The following is a 15129-nucleotide window of genomic DNA, read 5'->3' as shown; positions in this document are numbered from 1 at the left end:
TCCGTTGTAGCCTTCTTGCCCTCCGCTTCTTTGCGAACGGCCTCACCTGAGCCTATCCCGGGAGGATGAAAAGGTCACTTTGCAACCGCTGCCGTCCGCTTCAGCCGGCGCCGCGAAGACACCGTGACATCTGCCAGCGCAGCGACTGCATGGCGCAGCGCCGACGACGGCGCCGTTTCCAGCAGCGCCGAGCCGGCCAGCAGGGCTGCGTCCACGGTGGAGAAGTCGGCCGGCAGGAAAGCTGTCACCGGAATTCCGGGACCAAACCTTTCCCAGGCGTCCCGCAGCTGGCGTTCCGGAGAGCGTCCGACGGCGGCGGCCCGGACCTTGTTGAGGACGACCTTGGGTGTGGCGCCGGGGACTGCGGTTTCCAGTTCGGCGAGCGCCCGCACCAGCCTCGGCACTCCCACCGAATCGGCCGCTCCGACGGCAAGTACAGTGTCGGCCAGCTCCAGGGCCCGCAGGGTGGCACCGTTTCGCCGCGGCGCCAGCGTGTCAAAGCTCAGCTCCTCATCGGCTTCCAGGCTGAACCCGCAGTCGATGACGATCAGGTCCGCCACCTTCCGGGCCTGCTCCACCACAAGGCCCAGGGCCGTGGGCCGCAGCTCCACCCAGCGGTCCGAACGCGTGATGCCCGTCAGCACCAGAAGGCGCCGCCCCTTCAGGGACACGCTGAGTGTGCTGCGCAGCAGCGACTGCCGGTCGAGCAGCCCCTGGTCTGCCAGCCGGCAGGCCTGTGCGACGCCGGCGGATTCGTCCAGGAGCCCCAGGCTTGCCGCCACCGACGACCCGTAGGTGTCGGCGTCGATCAGCAGGACGGTTTCCCGTCCGCGGCCGCTTCCGCCGCGTAATTCACGGCGACCGTCGTCCGGCCCGGTGCCCCGGCCGGACCCCACACCGCGACAACGGTTCCGTCCGCGCGTTCCCCGTCCCCGGTGTCCGTGCCGTCCGGCCCCTCCCCCGGAACGCCGCCGGGAGTCCCGCCCCGGCCTGACGGGCGGGCCGGTCCTCCCATGGAGTCGAGCGTCCAGGCACTCAGGGCCGCTGCGGGGTCAGCAAGCAGGGTGGAGGCTGTCCGCCGTTCCAACAGGTCCACAGCGTCCGACACCAGTCCCGAGAGCACCTCGGCGGCAGCTCCGCGGGGAGCATGGAGGATGCTCAGCGCGCTGAGCCGCTGCCGGGCACCGTCGTCATCCGCCAGCACCAGCAGTGCCACGCCCGAGGCAGCCAGGCGTTCGGCGAGCGCCGCGGTGACCTCCCCGGCGTCGTCGGCCACGATTGCCGCCCGGGCAATTCCGCTCTGGCAGGCGGCAAGCAGTTCCGGCAGTTCAGTGCAGCGCCGGACTACGGTGACGGGCCCGTGCAGCCGTTCCAGTTCCTGCACCAGGTTGCCCACGCCGTTTCCCACGGTGACCACCGGGATGTTCATGTTCCGGATCCCGGATTCGGAACCACGGCGATCCTGGCCCCGTTCGACTGCGCGCTGAGCAGGCCGGGCAGGTCCCCGTCTTCCACCAGGACGAGGATTTGCGTGGACCGGTTGGCTCCCAGCACCGACTCGTCGACTGTCAGTTCCGAAATTTCCGCGGCCGTAAGGATTTTCTGCGGCTCCTTAAAACCGTTCCGCTCGTCCGGCAGGGCCACCCAGACGTCAACCCGCGACCCCGCCTGTGTTCCGCTGGGGAGCAGGTCGTCAACCCGCAGCCCCACCGGCTTACGGTCCAGCCCGTCTGCGGTGCCGAGGTCGCTGCGGGCCACCAGCTCCCCTTTTCGCAGCAGCGATGACGCCACGGAGCCGTCGGGGATTCCGTCCGCCGCCGGAAGGTACGATCCGGAAACCTCCCCCAGCCGCACCGGAACAGCAGCGAAGTCGCCGGCGCTGACCGGTGTTCCCACCGGAATGTTCCGGTCCGCGACGAGCACCTCCGTGGTTTGGTCGGCCGATCCAACAAGCGCCACGACGCCGGCCGTGGAGGAAAGCACCAGCAGGATCCCCAGCAGGAGCCGGGGATCCTTCCATGACGGTTTCTTCAGCCGCGGCGCGGGCGCCGGCACAGTTGTGGTGAGACTCATTCTTCCCCCTGGTGGCACCGGAGTCCGAGCTGCACAGCCCCGGACGTGCAATCGCTGCCATTGTTAACCACGGGCCGGCGGATGGAAACGGTGTTTTTCCCAAAATTTCAGAATGTGGATAAGTTGGCCGGCGCCGGCGGCGGGGTGGGAGACTGGGGTGACGGCGCAGCGCATGCACGCGCCGAAGGAAGCGGAGGCGGATACGTGGGCGATAAACGGTTCCTGACACTGGCGGATGTCGGAGAGGTCCTGAACATATCCTCGTCGCAAACGTACGCCCTGGTGAGGTCTGGCGAGCTGCCGGCCATCCAGATTGGCGGCCGGGGCCAGTGGCGGGTGGAAGCCCGCGTGTTGGAGGAGTTTATCGCTGAGGCCTACCGCCGCTCGGCTGCCGCCCAGCGCGAGGGCGTGCCGGAGGGTGCGGTTCCGGAGCAGTAACCCGTCCCTGCCGGACGCTCACGCCGCCGATGAGACGGCCGCCACAGCACGCAGCGGCACGATGCCGGCGCCAAGAACGCTGCCCGGCCGCCGCGGCTCTCCCCTGGGCGTCAGGGACAGCTCGAAATAGTCCTTCCCCACCCGGTCAATGCTGCCGTCCAGCGCGGCTGCCGGTGGTTGTCCGGCCAAATACACCTGCACGGCCGCCCGGTCCCGGGACAAACCCCGCAGCGCCGAGGCAAGACCAAGCCGTGCCGCAGGCGCATCCGCCGCAGAGAAGCGGTCCATGCCCGCGATCAGTACCGCGTGGTCGAGTGCGACGACGGTGGGCCGGCGGCCCTGCAGGACGATCCACCCGCGGCCGACGTGGCCCAGTAGACCGTCAAAGGACCCGGGCAGTCCCACATCAACCTTCAGGTGCCGTCCGACCTGGCCGTGCAGCCGGGCTGCCAGGTCCATGGCGGCGAAATCGGTTCGAAGCCGGTCCGAAACCTCCGCATCCTGGATGAGCTGATGTGCCGAGGCCATTTGGGCCTCCATGTCGGCAAAAGGGCATCCCATCGCATTCGCTCAGGCTAACCGGTCCCCGCCTGCCCAGCTAGAGCCGTCCATGCCCAACAATCGTGGAACCACCCTAGACACGGAGCACACCGGCGTGTAGACAAAGCCCATCAAACACACTCATTAGCCTACAAACGCGATTCAACAGCGCTAAATGAAACCAAACTGCATCAAATGGGATGACCAGAGGACTTCAGGACCAGGAGGGCGGCACGGCATGAAACACCATCTGCGTGACCTCCTCCTCCTGACGGCGGGATGTGCCGTATCCGCCGTCCTGCTGTGCTCGGGACTGGCAACACGCCCGGATCCCTCGACGCTCTTCGCCGGCTCGGTATCGTCCCTGCAGAATGTCGCCGGCTTCGCCGCCGCCGCCGCGGGACTGCTCCTCGCACTGTGGTGGAGCCTCGGGATCGTCCTGGCAGTATTGTCGGCGGCGCTCCGGAAAGCGGGACACGCTGCTGCGGCCACCGCTGCGGGTGCCCTCGCACCGGCTTTCATGAAGCGGCTCGCCGCCGCCGCCGTCGGCATCAACCTTGTCGCCGGTGCCGGAGCCGCGCAGGCCGCGGATTCCTTGCCTGGAACACCTCCGGGACAGAGTGTGGCCCTGCTGCACCACCCGCTGGACACTGCGGCCCAGCCCCGGTGGGATACCGCACCGGACCTGTCCGGGCGCGGTACGGATCAGGCAGCTGCGGACAGCCCGGTGAGCCCGCAGTGGAAACCGAGCCCGCAGCGCCCTTCAACCAATGTTTTCATCCGTCCCGAACGCTCCGGTGCTGCGGACCGGACGGTGGTTGTCCGCGCGGGTGACTCCCGTGGAGCCTCGCTGCCGGACAGCTTGGCCCCCAGGCCACGGACGCGGAAATAGCGGCCCACTGGCCGCGCTGGTACGAACACAACCGCGGCGTCATCGGCCCCAACCCGCACCTGATTCTTCCCGGCCAGGTCTTCGAAACACCCGAACTGCCCCGTCAGTAGCCAGGCACCCGCTTCATCCCAGCACCCCGGCGCCCCGTTCACAACGGGTCCCGCAGGAAAGGACAGCCGCCATGACCACCGTCATCACTTTTCCCGTCCCCGAAACAGCAGACGAACTTGCCGCAGCATCCGGCGCTCCTCGCCCGCTTACAGTCCGCCGCATCCCGGTCACCGGCTATTCCCCGGCGGGGGCTCCGCCGGTCAAGCTCCGTCCGCTGCGGCCTGTTCCGGAGCAGGCCCGGCCGGAGCCTGCAGCCGGTACCGGCACGGCGGAGCACCCCCCGCTGGCAGAGCGACCCCGAGCACGACGCCCGGGTCAACGCGATAGCGCGCTCGGTAACCCAGGCGGCACTGGAAGTCCTGGGCGGAACCCGCCCCCTTCAGCAAATGGCCCGCTGGCTCGACCCGGCGAGCTTTGAACGACTGCAGCTGCGGGCGAACCTGGTCCGAAGCCGGGAGTCGGGTGCGGCCCGCGGCCCCTCCGGCGTCCGGGCGGGCGCCGGAGGGAGGGCCCCGGCGGTGCCGGAGCGCCTGCACCGGCAGGTCGTCATCCGCTGCTGCCGGATCTGCCCCGTTTCCGAGGGGGTTTGTGAGGCCTCCGTGGTGGCAGCGGAACAAAACAGAGTCCGCGCCGCAGCTCTTCGCATTGAGCTGCGGCGCGGACTCTGGAAAATCACGGCCCTGGAGATCGGCTAACCGAAGCGCGCCGGCATACCGGGCCTACCTGCGGCGTTTCGTCTTCTTCGGAGCAGTCTTCGCCGTGTTCCGCGGCTGGGAGCCTCCGGAGGCAGAGCCGCCGGAACCGGCAGCACCGGCTTTTTCCGTCCTGGCCGGCGCCGTCCGCTCGACCCGGGTCTCAACGCCGCCCTCACTGTTCGGTGCGGAGAACTGCAGGCTGGCGGGCTGCTGCGGCGTTTCAAGGCCGGCGGCCGTGACTGTCGGCTGACCAACTACGCTGCGGCCGTCCTTGAGTCCCGCCAGCGCCGGGGGAACGTCCGCTGCCGGCGGGTTCACCTTTACCTCGGCGTTGAACAGGTAACCGATGGATTCCTCGCGGATGGCCTCCGTCATGGTCTGGAACATCACGTACCCTTCGCGCTGGTACTCCACCAGCGGATCGCGCTGCGCCATCGCCCGCAGGCCGATACCTTCCTTCAGGTAGTCCATTTCGTACAGGTGTTCCTGCCACTTGCGTCCGATCACCGAGAGGACCACGCGGCGCTCCAGTTCGCGCATGGCCGGCGCACCCAAGGCGTCTTCCCGTGCCTGGTAGGCCAGTTTGGCGTCGGAGAGGATTTCTTCCTGCAGGAACTCACGGGTGACCTTGGACCGTCCTCCGACTTCCTCGACCACCTCATCGATGGTCAGGCCAACCGGATACAGGGTCTTGAGGTTGGTCCAGAGCTGGTCATAGTCCCAGTCGTCTCCGTGGCCCTCGGCGGTGGCCTCGTTGACGATGGACGTGACGACGTCCTCAAGGAAGAAGCCGACCTTCTCCTGCAGGTCACCGCCCTCGAGGATCCGGCGCCGGTCACCGTAAATGGCTTCACGCTGGCGGTTCAGGACGTCGTCGTACTTCAGGACGTTCTTCCGCTGCTCGGCGTTCCGCCCCTCAACCTGTCCCTGGGCATTCTGGATGGCTTTGGAAACCAGCTTGGATTCGAGTGCGACGTCGTCGGGCATCGATGAGCTGTTCATGATGCGTTCGGCGGCACCGGAATTGAACAGCCGCATCAGGTCATCAGTGAGCGAGAGGTAGAAGCGCGACTCCCCGGGTCTCCCTGGCGGCCGGAGCGGCCGCGCAGCTGGTTGTCGATACGGCGTGACTCGTGCCGCTCCGTGCCCAGGACATAGAGCCCGCCCAGCTCGATGACTTCCTGCTGCTCGGCGGCGACAGCTTCGCGGGCTTTCTCAAGGGCGTCGGGCCAGGCCGCTTCGTACTCGTCCGGGTTCTCGCTCGGGTCCAGTCCGCGGCGCTCCAGCTCCGCGATGGCATTGAATTCGGCGTTGCCGCCGAGCATGATGTCGGTGCCCCGGCCGGCCATATTGGTGGCGACGGTGACCGCACCCTGCGCCCGGCCTGGGCCACGATTGCGGCTTCCCGCGCATGGTTCTTGGCGTTGAGGACCTCGTGACGGATACCTGCCTTGGCCAGCTGCTTTGAAAGGTATTCGCTCTTTTCCACGCTGGTGGTGCCGACGAGGACCGGCTGTCCCGCCGCATGGCGCTCGGCGATGTCCTGGACCACGGCGTCAAACTTGGCAATTTCGTTCTTGTAGATCAGGTCGGGCTGGTCAATCCGTGCCATCGGCCGGTTGGTGGGAATCGGCACCACGCCGAGCTTGTACGTGCTCATGAATTCGGCTGCTTCAGTTTCGGCTGTACCGGTCATGCCGGCAAGCTTCTCGTAGAGCCGGAAGTAATTCTGCAGCGTAACCGTGGCCAGCGTCTGGTTTTCCGCCTTGATGGTCACGCCTTCCTTGGCCTCGATGGCCTGGTGCATGCCCTCGTTGTACCGGCGGCCGGCCAGGATGCGGCCGGTGTGCTCGTCGACGATCATGACTTCACCCTTGAGGACCACGTAGTCCTTGTCCCGCTTGAACAGTTCCTTGGCCTTGATCGCGTTGTTCAGGAAACCGATCAGCGGGGTGTTGGCCGCCTCGTACAGGTTGGAAATGCCGAGGTAGTCTTCGACCTTTTCGATACCGGCTTCCAGCACACCCACGGTGCGCTTCTTTTCGTCCACCTCGTAGTCGGTGTCCAGGGTCAGGCGCTGCACGACCTTCGAGAACTCGGTGTACCAGCGGTTGACGTCGCCGCTGGCGGCTCCGGAAATGATGAGCGGAGTACGCGCCTCGTCGATGAGGATGGAGTCCACTTCGTCAACGATGGCGAAATGGTGGCCGCGCTGGACCAGCTCCGCAGCGCTCCAAGCCATGTTGTCGCGCAGATAGTCGAAACCGAACTCGTTGTTGGTTCCGTAGGTAATGTCCGCGGCATACTGCTCGCGGCGGACCGCGGGATCCTGGTTGGACAGGATGCAGCCGCTGGTCATGCCCAGGAACCGGAACACGCGTCCCATCAGTTCCGACTGGTACTCGGCCAGGTAGTCGTTGACCGTCACGATGTGCACGCCGCGGCCGGTGAGCGCGTTGAGGTAGGCGGGAGCGGTGGCGACGAGGGTCTTGCCCTCACCGGTCTTCATTTCCGCAATATTGCCCAGGTGCAGGGCAGCGCCGCCCATCATCTGGACGTCGAAATGGCGCATGCCCAGAGTGCGGCCGGCCGCTTCGCGGACGGCCGCGAAGGCCTCGGGGAGCAGGTCGTCCAGGCTCTCGCCGTCAGCATAGCGCTCCTTGAAGCGGTCCGTCTCGCCCCGAAGTTCCGCGTCCGTCATGCCCTTGTACTCATCCTCGAGCACGTTGATCGCATCGGCGTAGTTGCGCAGCGTCTTCAGCGTCTTCTTATCGCCTGTGCGAAGAACCCGTTCGAGTAGTGATGCCACTGATTTGCTCCCAATCTAGTGTTGCCTAATTCTGGCGTCCCCAGTCTACGTGAGAGACGTTTGGTGGTGTGCGGGGGTTCCCCCGGCGGGCCTATTCCCGGCGTACTGCCAGTTTCAGTGCCTCCGCCAGATCACCTGATGGTTTTACCATAACGTCGTCCAGCCCCAGCCAAGCTGCCATCATACGCAGTTCAGCGGCAAGCTCAACGGCTGTATCTCCGGGAGCGTCCTCCTCCCGGTGTGCTGCCTGCACCAGCAGGACCCGGTTGGTCCGGTCGGCCTTGAGGTCCACCCTGGCTGCAAAGGCATCCCTGAGCAGGAACGGCAGTACGTAGTATCCGTAGCGACGGGCGGCCGGCGGAGTGTAGATCTCCAGGCGGTAGTGGAAGCCGAAAAGGGATTCCAGCCTGTTCCGCTCAAAGACCAGGGAATCGAAAGGGCTCAGGAGTGCGCGGGCGGAGGATCGGCGCGGAATGACAGCGTCGCTGTGGAGGTAGGCCGGAGCGTTCCAGCCGGCAACACGTACCCGCCGCAGCTTTCCCGTCCGGACCAGGGTGTCCGCCGCAGCTGCAGTTTCGCGCCGGCGCAGGCGGAAGTAATCGGCCAGGCAACGGACCGTCGCGACCCCGTGGGCCCGCGCCGCCAGCTCGGTGAGGCGCAGGACAGCCTCTTCCGGGTCGGCGGGTTCCAGGGCGGCAGCTCCTTCCGGATGGACGGCGGCGGTTGGAGCGTACAGCCGTTCAAACTGCGCTGTGCGTCCTGCGGAACTGAGCAGCCCCGCAGCAAACAGATCCTCGAGCACCCGCTTCGAGGCGTTCCAGTTCCAGCCCCAGTTCCCGGCCGCCCTCACGCTGTTTTCCCCGATCCGGGCCTCGACGTCCCGGGCCGTCAGCGGCCCTGACACGGCTAACAGGGCCACAATCCGTTCGCTGAGCCTTTCCCTGGCGTCGGCCGGGATGGAGTGCGCGGTCATCCACACGCGCCGCTGCACGGTGCGAAGATCCGCAAAGAGTTCAGGGCGGACATAGCTGGCTTCATGGGCCCAGTACTCCACCATCCGGCGCGGTGCCCTGGAAGCCAGCCGGTCGGGAATGGCGGTGTCATACGGGCCCAGCCGCGAGAACAGCGGCAGGTAGTGGCTGCGGGAGAGCACGTTGACGGAGTCGATCTGCAGCAGGTGAAGCTGCTCAACGACCCGGCGCACCGAGCCGGCGGTAACGTTTGTGGGCCGCCGCTTCGCCAGTCCCTGGGCGCCAATCGCTGCGAGGCGGGCCTGGCGGGCGGTGAGGGTTGGTTCCATGAACCACATCCTAGGCTGGCGGCCGGGCCCGTCCGGACCATATGCACCGGCGCTCCACCGGGCCAAACAGCCGGCCGGCGACGGAAAGGCCCCCGGGCCGATGGTCCGTGAATCCGTTCCATCAGCCCGGAGGCCCCTGCCGCCGGGTTAGCTCACCGGCCCGCTAGGCGACGCCGGCGGCTCCTTCGGACGGGCGGTAGGCCCGGGTTTCCTCCCTCAGGTCTTCGGTGCCTTCGGCGCAGCGCGAATCCAGGGTAATCACGCCGTAGGTCCAGCCCCTGCGCCGGTATACGACCGACGGGGCGCCGGTGGCTGAATCCACGAAGAGGTAGAAATCGTGGCCTACCAGCTCCATGTTGTCCACGGCGGCATCAAGGCTCATGGGGGCACCCGGGAAAACCTTGCGCCGGATCAGCACGGGGGAATCGTCAGCGGGTTCAGCGGCTTCAGTTTCGGCGGCCGCCGGTTCCTCCACCGGGCCGGCGCCGGCGGCGGCGTTCTCCATCTGCACATGCAGCGGCTCGCTGCTGCTGACGGTATCCAGATCTGCGGTGGCAACCCGCACGGCCACCGGCGTATGCCGCCCGTGATGGACCTTCCGGCGGTCACTGGCACGCCGGAGACGTTCAATAAGTTTGGCGTAGGCCAGGTCGAAGGCGGCGAACTTGTCGCCGGAGGTCGCTTCGGCGCGGACCACCGGGCCCCTGCCGATAACGGTGAGTTCCACGGTGAGAGAGCTGTCTGCCTCACGGACGTTGGGCTGCTTGGTGATTCGTGCATCCACGCGCTGGACCTTGTTGGCCAGATTCTCAACCTTGGCAATGCGTTCCTCGGCGTATTCCCGGAACCGGTCGGATACTGCCACGTTGCGTCCGCTGATCATGAATTCCATGGTGCCCTCCAATAGATTTCGGTGACACAGCAACGGCCGCTGCCAAAATCTGCGACCGCTGCCGCAGGACAGCTCCTCTTCTTGAAGCTGTCCATACCAACACGTTAGATCACCTCACAAGGTTATTCACCTCCGGACATTCCGATTACCTGAGCTGTTCGGCTTAGGCTAGGATTCCTCTTTTTGTGTTATCTGCGTCACGTGCGGGGGCTGCTGTTGCGGCTATCACCACCGCAGCTTCCACGCGGGCTCCGGCCGCCCTCAGCGCGCGTGCGGCTTCAGCGATGGTGGACCCGGTGGTGAGGACGTCGTCGACCAGCACACACCTGAGGCCGGCCAGTGAACCGGAGCTGCCCGCCGTCATAGTTCCGTAAACATTGGTGCGGCGCCCCTTCCGTCCCAGTTGTTTTTGGCTGCGGCCGGAGCGCCGCAGAACAGCCGTACGGAACGCTTCGGGACGCAGCAGCTGCCCGGGCCCCGGCCGGGACTGCCGCAGCAGCGGTTCCAGGGAAGTTCCGGCAGGAAGCAGCCCCTGGTGCGGAGCGCCCCGAGCAGCAGATCCAGCGGGTTGTATCCCCGGCGACGGCGGGCACGCCACGTTCCCGGAACCGGCACCAGGACAAGGCCGCGCCGGCCCGCATCATCGGCAGCCTGGTGCAGGGCTCCGGCCAGCATCGGGCCCAGCACGGCGGCGAGATTCGTTCGTCCGTGGTTCTTGTATGCCAGCAGCACCCGGGCGAGAGGGCCGGCATAGCGTCCGGCAGCGAGCACGGGCAGCACCTGCAGCCCGCCTCCGTCCGCCGCACTTCCTGTTTCCGCTTCGGCTGGCGGGAGCAGCTCCGCCGCTTCGTGGGCATAGTAGGGGCGGGTTCCGCTGCGGCGGACGATGCGCCGGCAGCCCGGACAGAGCGTGGCGTCCGGTGCCCCGCAGACAACGCACGACGTCGGCAGCAGGGCCGCTGCCAGCTCGGCGCAGGCCGCGGCTGCGGCGGCCGGCCAGGGATGCTGCCGGCACCGGTCCGCCGTCCTGCCGGCCTGCGACATCGAACGCGGAAACGGATCCATGGGGCCAGTATCCCGCTTGCGGCGGCAGGTGTTTCGCCGCCGCAGGCGGCCGGGGACAACGGCCCTGCGGCAGCGCCGGCCGGCTCCCGTGTGCAGGAGCAGCGGCGGCAGGAGAACGGCTATCCCGGAAAGGACGGATCGGTGAGACCCGCGGCTACCTCATACCAGCTGTTGCCCATCCGCTTATACAGGGCCGAGGACGTCTGGACGTAGATGTCCTGCTCCCCTTTTCCCGCGCTCAGGCCGGTAATGCCGGCGAGTCCGGCCAGAGGCTCGGGACCGGCACCCAGGCCCAGGATGAACGGGGTGACCTCGCCGTCGGCTGAGGTTTGCACCACTGCGACGGAATCCTCGGATACCCATTTGGCGCGGTCCACCGGAAGGTCCACGGGAATACCTGAGCCCGGGTCGGCAGTGACGCCCAGTTCCAGCGGCGTGGTCAGCGTGCGGGGGACGCCGTCGGCGCCGCGCACGATCCCGGCGACGAGTACCCGGCTCTGCCCGCCCTCCCCGGTGACCAGCAGGGCACGTGCCCCGTCGCGGGAAATCCGCAGTTCCGAAACGCTGGTTTCCGCCAGCCAGGCCACGGGCAGGGAAACCAGGTCCTCAGAAGAACCGCCGGGCGGCAGTGCGAGGATCGAGGAGCCGCTGCCCGATTGGGATGCCGTCCATGTCCACCTCCCCGGATCGATGCTGGGAGGAGTCAGCGAACCGCCGGTTGCGACCCGGCGGACATCCTGGTTCGGTCCGGTAAGGAACAGGCCCGACCGGTCCCCGTTCAGGAACGCAATGGTGGCCAGGTCCAGGGACAGCGCCGGATCCCGCGGCGCGTGCTCGGCCACGCTGGGAATGCCGTCAATCAGCTGCGGCTGTCCGTCCTTGAAATAGACCAGTTCGTTTCGGTACGCCCCGATCTGTGTCCCGCCCACCTCGGGGTCGGACACCGGCTCGATCAGGTCACCGCTTTCCTTGCCAAGATCCACGGAACGCTGGTTTACCGTCATCGTCACTGAATTGACGTTGTTCAGGTTGGCCAGGTTCTGCTGCAGCTGCAGGGCCATTTGCTGCCGGCTCAGGTCGCTCGAATCCTGCAGGACCTCGGCGGACAGGTCCACTGTCGCTGCCCCTGAAACTACGGGCACAGCATCGCGCGCCAGTGCGGTGCCTGCGGGGAAGGCACTGCTGACGGCCCCCTGCAGATACGGTGCCGGCCCCTCCAGCATCGCCTTGACCACGTTGGCCGCAATACCCGATTTCTGGACGAACCACCGGGTATCCGGCACCCAAAAGTCGTAGCTGCTCGAATAGAAGTAGAGATTGTGGGAGAGGAACAGCAGGGAGAAGTTGACCTCCGAAACCATGATGCCGTTGGGAACGGCACTGATTCTCCAGTTTCCGTCCTCCTGTTCCAGCTTGGCCGACAGGGCTTCGGTGGTGCCGGAGGGGCGGTCGGTCCGGATCCCGCGGTCATCCAGCGAGCCCACCACTTCCAGGCGGATGGAGTAGCCGTCGCCGTCGGCCGCAGGAACGATGCTGGGGTCGGCACCGTAAATCAGGACCCGGTCGGTGGGGATCCATGTTTCGGCGGCGGCTCCGGTCAGGAACTCGCGCGCCACGCTGTAGTCGTCGGCGGCTCCGGTTCCCGCGGTGATGAACCCCTGCAGGATTTCTTCCGGGGTTTCCCCGCCGGCTTCGCTGGGACCGCGCGGCGCCGCGGCAAAGGTATCCACCAGGGCATTGCCGTCACTGTGCGCCGTTGCGGTCCCCACCGGCCCGGTCGTCGGAATCGACGAGCAGGCGGAAAAGGACCATGAGCAGTGCCGCGGCCATGAGGACCAACCGGGCGAACGGCCGCGTGGACGCGGGATTAGCTGACATCGGTTGTCTCCTCCGCTGGCAGTGCCGGGGCCGCCAGCGCCCGGGTTCCCGGCCTGCCGTCGTACGGTGAAAGGGGTACGGGTGAATCCGAAAACGGTACCCCATGGCGGCGCGGGAGGGTCAGGCGGAAGCAGGCTCCGTCCCCGGGCCGCCCCCAGGCCTGGAGCTGGCCGCCGTGCAGCAGGGCGTCCTCCACGGCGATGGAGAGCCCAAGCCCGCTTCCCCCGGTGGTCCGTGCGCGGGCAGGGTCGGCACGCCAGAACCGGTCAAACACACGGGACGCTTCATCGTCGGTCATGCCGATGCCGTGGTCGCGCACAGCGACGGCGACGGCGTCGATGCTGGAGCCAACCGCGATCTCTATCGGCTGGCCCTCACCGTGTTCGAGGGCATTGACGACCAAGTTTCGCAGAATACGCTCGATGCGCCTCGGATCTGCATCAACCATGCAGCTCGTCTCCTTGGAGACAATGGTGACCTCCGAGCCAATATTCAGGGCCAGCGGCTCCGTGGCGTCAATGACCTCGCGGACCACGGTAAAGATGTCGGTGGGCTCCAGGTCGGGTGTCGCCGCACCGGCGTCGAACCGGGAGATTTCCAGCAGGTCTGCCAGCAGGGCCTGGAAGCGCTCCACCTGGTGATAGAGCAGTTCAGTGGACCGTTTGCTGATCGGATCGAAACCGTCGCGGGCATCGTAAAGCACCTCAGCGGCCATCCGCACGGTAGTCAGTGGAGTGCGCAGTTCGTGCGAGACATCGGACACGAAGACCTGCTGCATGCGGGAGAGCTGGGCCAGCTGGGTGATTTGGTCCTGCAGCGTCGCGGCCATGTGGTTGAAGGACGCGGCGAGCCGGGCGACTTCGTCTTCGCCCTTGACCACCATGCGTTCCTGGAGTTCGCCGGCCGCGAGCTTCTCGGAGACGGAGGCAGCGTCGCTGACAGCTCCCACACCCGCCTTCGTCACGAACCAGGCGATGGTTCCGATGATCGCGAACAGGAGGCCGCCGGCGATCCACAGGATGCGGTGGATATCGTCCAGCGTCTGCTGCATCGAGTCCAGGTCGTAAATCAGGTACAGCGCATACTCGGCGCTGTCCGGCGGCAGAGTTACCTTGGTACCGAAAGCAAGCCCCGGCTCGCCGTGCGCGAGCGCCAGCGGAGACCAGTGGATCGTGTCCTGGTCGGCGTTGACGTCGATGCTGCGGATGGACGCGCTCAGCTCCGTAGGAATACTGCCGGCGGTGATCCCCTCCCCCAGGGTCTGGGAGACAAACAGATTTTGTTCCTGGTCCGGCAGGGGGGTCAGCAGATACAGCCGGCGCGCGTCGGCTCCCTGCCCTTCCAGCAGCGAGAGGGTGTTGGAGACCAGCCGTTCGGTTCCTTCACGGTCCGTCGCCGCCGTGGTCCGGAAGTTCTCTTTCGCCGAATTGAGTCCGGCGGCCGCCTCGGACTGAAACTGGCTCAGCCGCTCCTCATAGAGGGCGCCTGCAATCTGATGGGACAGGAACGCTCCCACCCCGGCGCAGGCCAAGGTGACCAGCAGCAGGGTCGAGACCACTGTCTTGAACAGCAGGGAACGCCGCCAGCGGCGCGCAAGCCGCTGGAAGGTCGCTTTGCGAAGTGCGTCATGCAGCCGCCGGAACGTCCGCACCGCTGCCGGAAGGACTTCGGTTTTCAGGACAGAAGTCCGCGGGCGCCTAACTCTGGCCGGCTTTGTAACCGACACCGCGCACCGTCAGAACAATTTCGGGTGCTTCGGGGTCGCGTTCGATCTTGGAACGAAGCCGCTGCACATGGACGTTGACCAGCCGGGTATCCGCCGCGTGGCGGTAACCCCACACCTGCTCCAGCAGCATTTCACGGGTGAACACCTGCCAGGGCTTCCGGGCCAGGGCAACCAGCAGGTCGAATTCCAGCGGTGTCAGGGAAATCGTGTCGGCACCGCGCGAGACCACATGCCCGGCGACGTCGATGGAGACTTCCCCGATGCTGAGGGATTCCGGCGTCTTGGTGTCACCGGGGCGCAGCCGGGCCCGTACGCGGGCCACCAGCTCTGCGGGTTTGAACGGCTTGGGCACGTAGTCATCGGCTCCGGATTCGAGCCCGCGCACGACGTCGGACGTATCAGACTTGGCGGTCAGCATGACGATGGGAACATCGGACTCGCCGCGGATTTGCCGGCATACTTCGATGCCGTCGATCCCGGGCAGCATCAGGTCCAGCAGCACCAGATCCGGCTTTGAGCTGCGGAAAATTTCCAGCGCTCTGGAGCCGTCCGCGCAGAAGACAGGGTCGAACCCGTCGTTGCGGAGCACGATACCGATCATTTCGGCCAGTGCTTCGTCGTCGTCCACGACCAATATGCGTGCCTTCATAACTCCCTGTCCCCGGCTGACTGCTCAAACCGGTTCTTCGTTGCGGTGCCTGCCCTGCAGG

The 15129-nt window shown here is 66.6% G+C and carries 15 protein-coding genes and 1 pseudogene; 3 read left to right on the top strand and 13 right to left on the bottom strand.

Features of this window, described 5'->3' with window-relative positions:
- Nucleotides 1-74 precede the first annotated feature (74 nt).
- The 3 genes from OL239_RS19410 to OL239_RS05980 are packed head-to-tail and all read right to left on the bottom strand — an operon-like array spanning nucleotide 75 to nucleotide 2073.
- Nucleotides 75-896: an AAA family ATPase gene (locus OL239_RS19410; RefSeq protein ID WP_329609365.1), complete on the bottom strand. Its 822-nt coding sequence runs from the start codon at nucleotides 894-896 to the stop codon at nucleotides 75-77.
- Nucleotides 809-1429 carry a hypothetical protein gene (locus OL239_RS19405; RefSeq protein WP_329609364.1) on the bottom strand — a complete coding sequence of 207 codons (621 nt, stop codon included), beginning with the start codon at nucleotides 1427-1429 and terminating at the stop codon, nucleotides 809-811. Before OL239_RS19405 ends, OL239_RS19410 begins: the two co-directional genes overlap by 88 nt.
- Nucleotides 1426-2073, bottom strand: coding sequence for an SAF domain-containing protein (locus OL239_RS05980; protein WP_268911117.1), 648 nt, complete (start codon nucleotides 2071-2073; stop codon nucleotides 1426-1428). The genes OL239_RS19405 and OL239_RS05980 overlap by 4 nt, the downstream gene beginning before the upstream one ends.
- 204 nt (nucleotides 2074-2277) lie before the next feature.
- On the opposite strand from OL239_RS05980, the gene OL239_RS05975 reads away from it, so the two are divergent.
- Nucleotides 2278-2511 (top strand): helix-turn-helix domain-containing protein, encoded by a 234-nt coding sequence (locus OL239_RS05975; protein WP_268911680.1) that lies wholly within the window; start codon nucleotides 2278-2280, stop codon nucleotides 2509-2511.
- 18 nt (nucleotides 2512-2529) lie between these two features.
- Here the strand turns inward: OL239_RS05975 and OL239_RS05970 are convergent, their stop codons facing one another.
- On the bottom strand, nucleotides 2530-3039 hold the full coding sequence (locus OL239_RS05970) for a hypothetical protein (protein WP_268911116.1): 510 nt from the start codon (nucleotides 3037-3039) through the stop codon (nucleotides 2530-2532).
- 250 nt (nucleotides 3040-3289) lie between these two features.
- Between OL239_RS05970 and OL239_RS05965 the strand changes: the two genes are divergently transcribed.
- Both OL239_RS05965 and OL239_RS05960 read left to right on the top strand, forming a co-directional pair.
- Entirely contained in the window at nucleotides 3290-3943 is a 654-nt protein-coding gene (locus OL239_RS05965; RefSeq protein WP_268911115.1) for a hypothetical protein, read from the top strand.
- A gap of 227 nt (nucleotides 3944-4170) precedes the next feature.
- Nucleotides 4171-4749, top strand: a complete 579-nt coding sequence (locus tag OL239_RS05960; RefSeq protein WP_268911114.1) for an Rv3235 family protein — start codon at nucleotides 4171-4173, stop codon at nucleotides 4747-4749.
- A 24-nt stretch (nucleotides 4750-4773) separates the two neighbouring features.
- Here the strand turns inward: OL239_RS05960 and secA are convergent.
- From secA to mtrA, 9 genes and pseudogenes are all read right to left on the bottom strand, one after another.
- Nucleotides 4774-7558, bottom strand: a pseudogene (gene secA / locus OL239_RS05955) (preprotein translocase subunit SecA).
- 91 nt (nucleotides 7559-7649) lie between these two features.
- A complete protein-coding gene (locus OL239_RS05950) occupies nucleotides 7650-8858 on the bottom strand; it encodes a winged helix-turn-helix domain-containing protein (RefSeq protein ID WP_268911113.1) in 1209 nt (402 codons plus the stop codon).
- Nucleotides 8859-9021: 163 nt separating this feature from the next.
- Nucleotides 9022-9750 carry a ribosome hibernation-promoting factor, HPF/YfiA family gene (gene hpf / locus OL239_RS05945; RefSeq protein WP_268911112.1) on the bottom strand — a complete coding sequence of 243 codons (729 nt, stop codon included), beginning with the start codon at nucleotides 9748-9750 and terminating at the stop codon, nucleotides 9022-9024.
- A 163-nt stretch (nucleotides 9751-9913) separates the two neighbouring features.
- On the bottom strand, nucleotides 9914-10114 hold the full coding sequence (locus tag OL239_RS05940) for a phosphoribosyltransferase family protein (RefSeq protein WP_268911111.1): 201 nt from the start codon (nucleotides 10112-10114) through the stop codon (nucleotides 9914-9916).
- Complete coding sequence (locus OL239_RS05935) at nucleotides 10111-10815, bottom strand: ComF family protein (RefSeq protein WP_268911110.1); 705 nt, start codon at nucleotides 10813-10815, stop codon at nucleotides 10111-10113. Before OL239_RS05935 ends, OL239_RS05940 begins: the two co-directional genes overlap by 4 nt.
- Nucleotides 10816-10934: 119 nt before the next feature.
- Nucleotides 10935-12584 (bottom strand): LpqB family beta-propeller domain-containing protein, encoded by a 1650-nt coding sequence (locus OL239_RS05930; RefSeq protein WP_268911109.1) that lies wholly within the window; start codon nucleotides 12582-12584, stop codon nucleotides 10935-10937.
- Nucleotides 12559-12693 carry a hypothetical protein gene (locus tag OL239_RS05925; RefSeq protein ID WP_268911108.1) on the bottom strand — a complete coding sequence of 45 codons (135 nt, stop codon included), beginning with the start codon at nucleotides 12691-12693 and terminating at the stop codon, nucleotides 12559-12561. Before OL239_RS05925 ends, OL239_RS05930 begins: the two co-directional genes overlap by 26 nt.
- Nucleotides 12683-14344, bottom strand: coding sequence for an MtrAB system histidine kinase MtrB (mtrB, locus tag OL239_RS05920; RefSeq protein WP_268911107.1), 1662 nt, complete (start codon nucleotides 14342-14344; stop codon nucleotides 12683-12685). The genes OL239_RS05925 and mtrB overlap by 11 nt, the downstream gene beginning before the upstream one ends.
- Before the next feature lie 46 nt (nucleotides 14345-14390).
- The gene (mtrA, locus tag OL239_RS05915) at nucleotides 14391-15068 is read right to left on the bottom strand and encodes an MtrAB system response regulator MtrA (protein WP_268911106.1); all 678 of its coding nucleotides are present in this window, start codon (nucleotides 15066-15068) and stop codon (nucleotides 14391-14393) included.
- Nucleotides 15069-15129: the final 61 nt, after the last annotated feature.

The sequence above is a fragment of the Arthrobacter sp. ATA002 genome (assembly GCF_026898095.1).
GTDB lineage: Bacteria > Actinomycetota > Actinomycetes > Actinomycetales > Micrococcaceae > Arthrobacter_B.
Note: the sequence above shows the minus strand (reverse complement) of the source record. Positions and strands in the feature narration are given on the sequence as shown.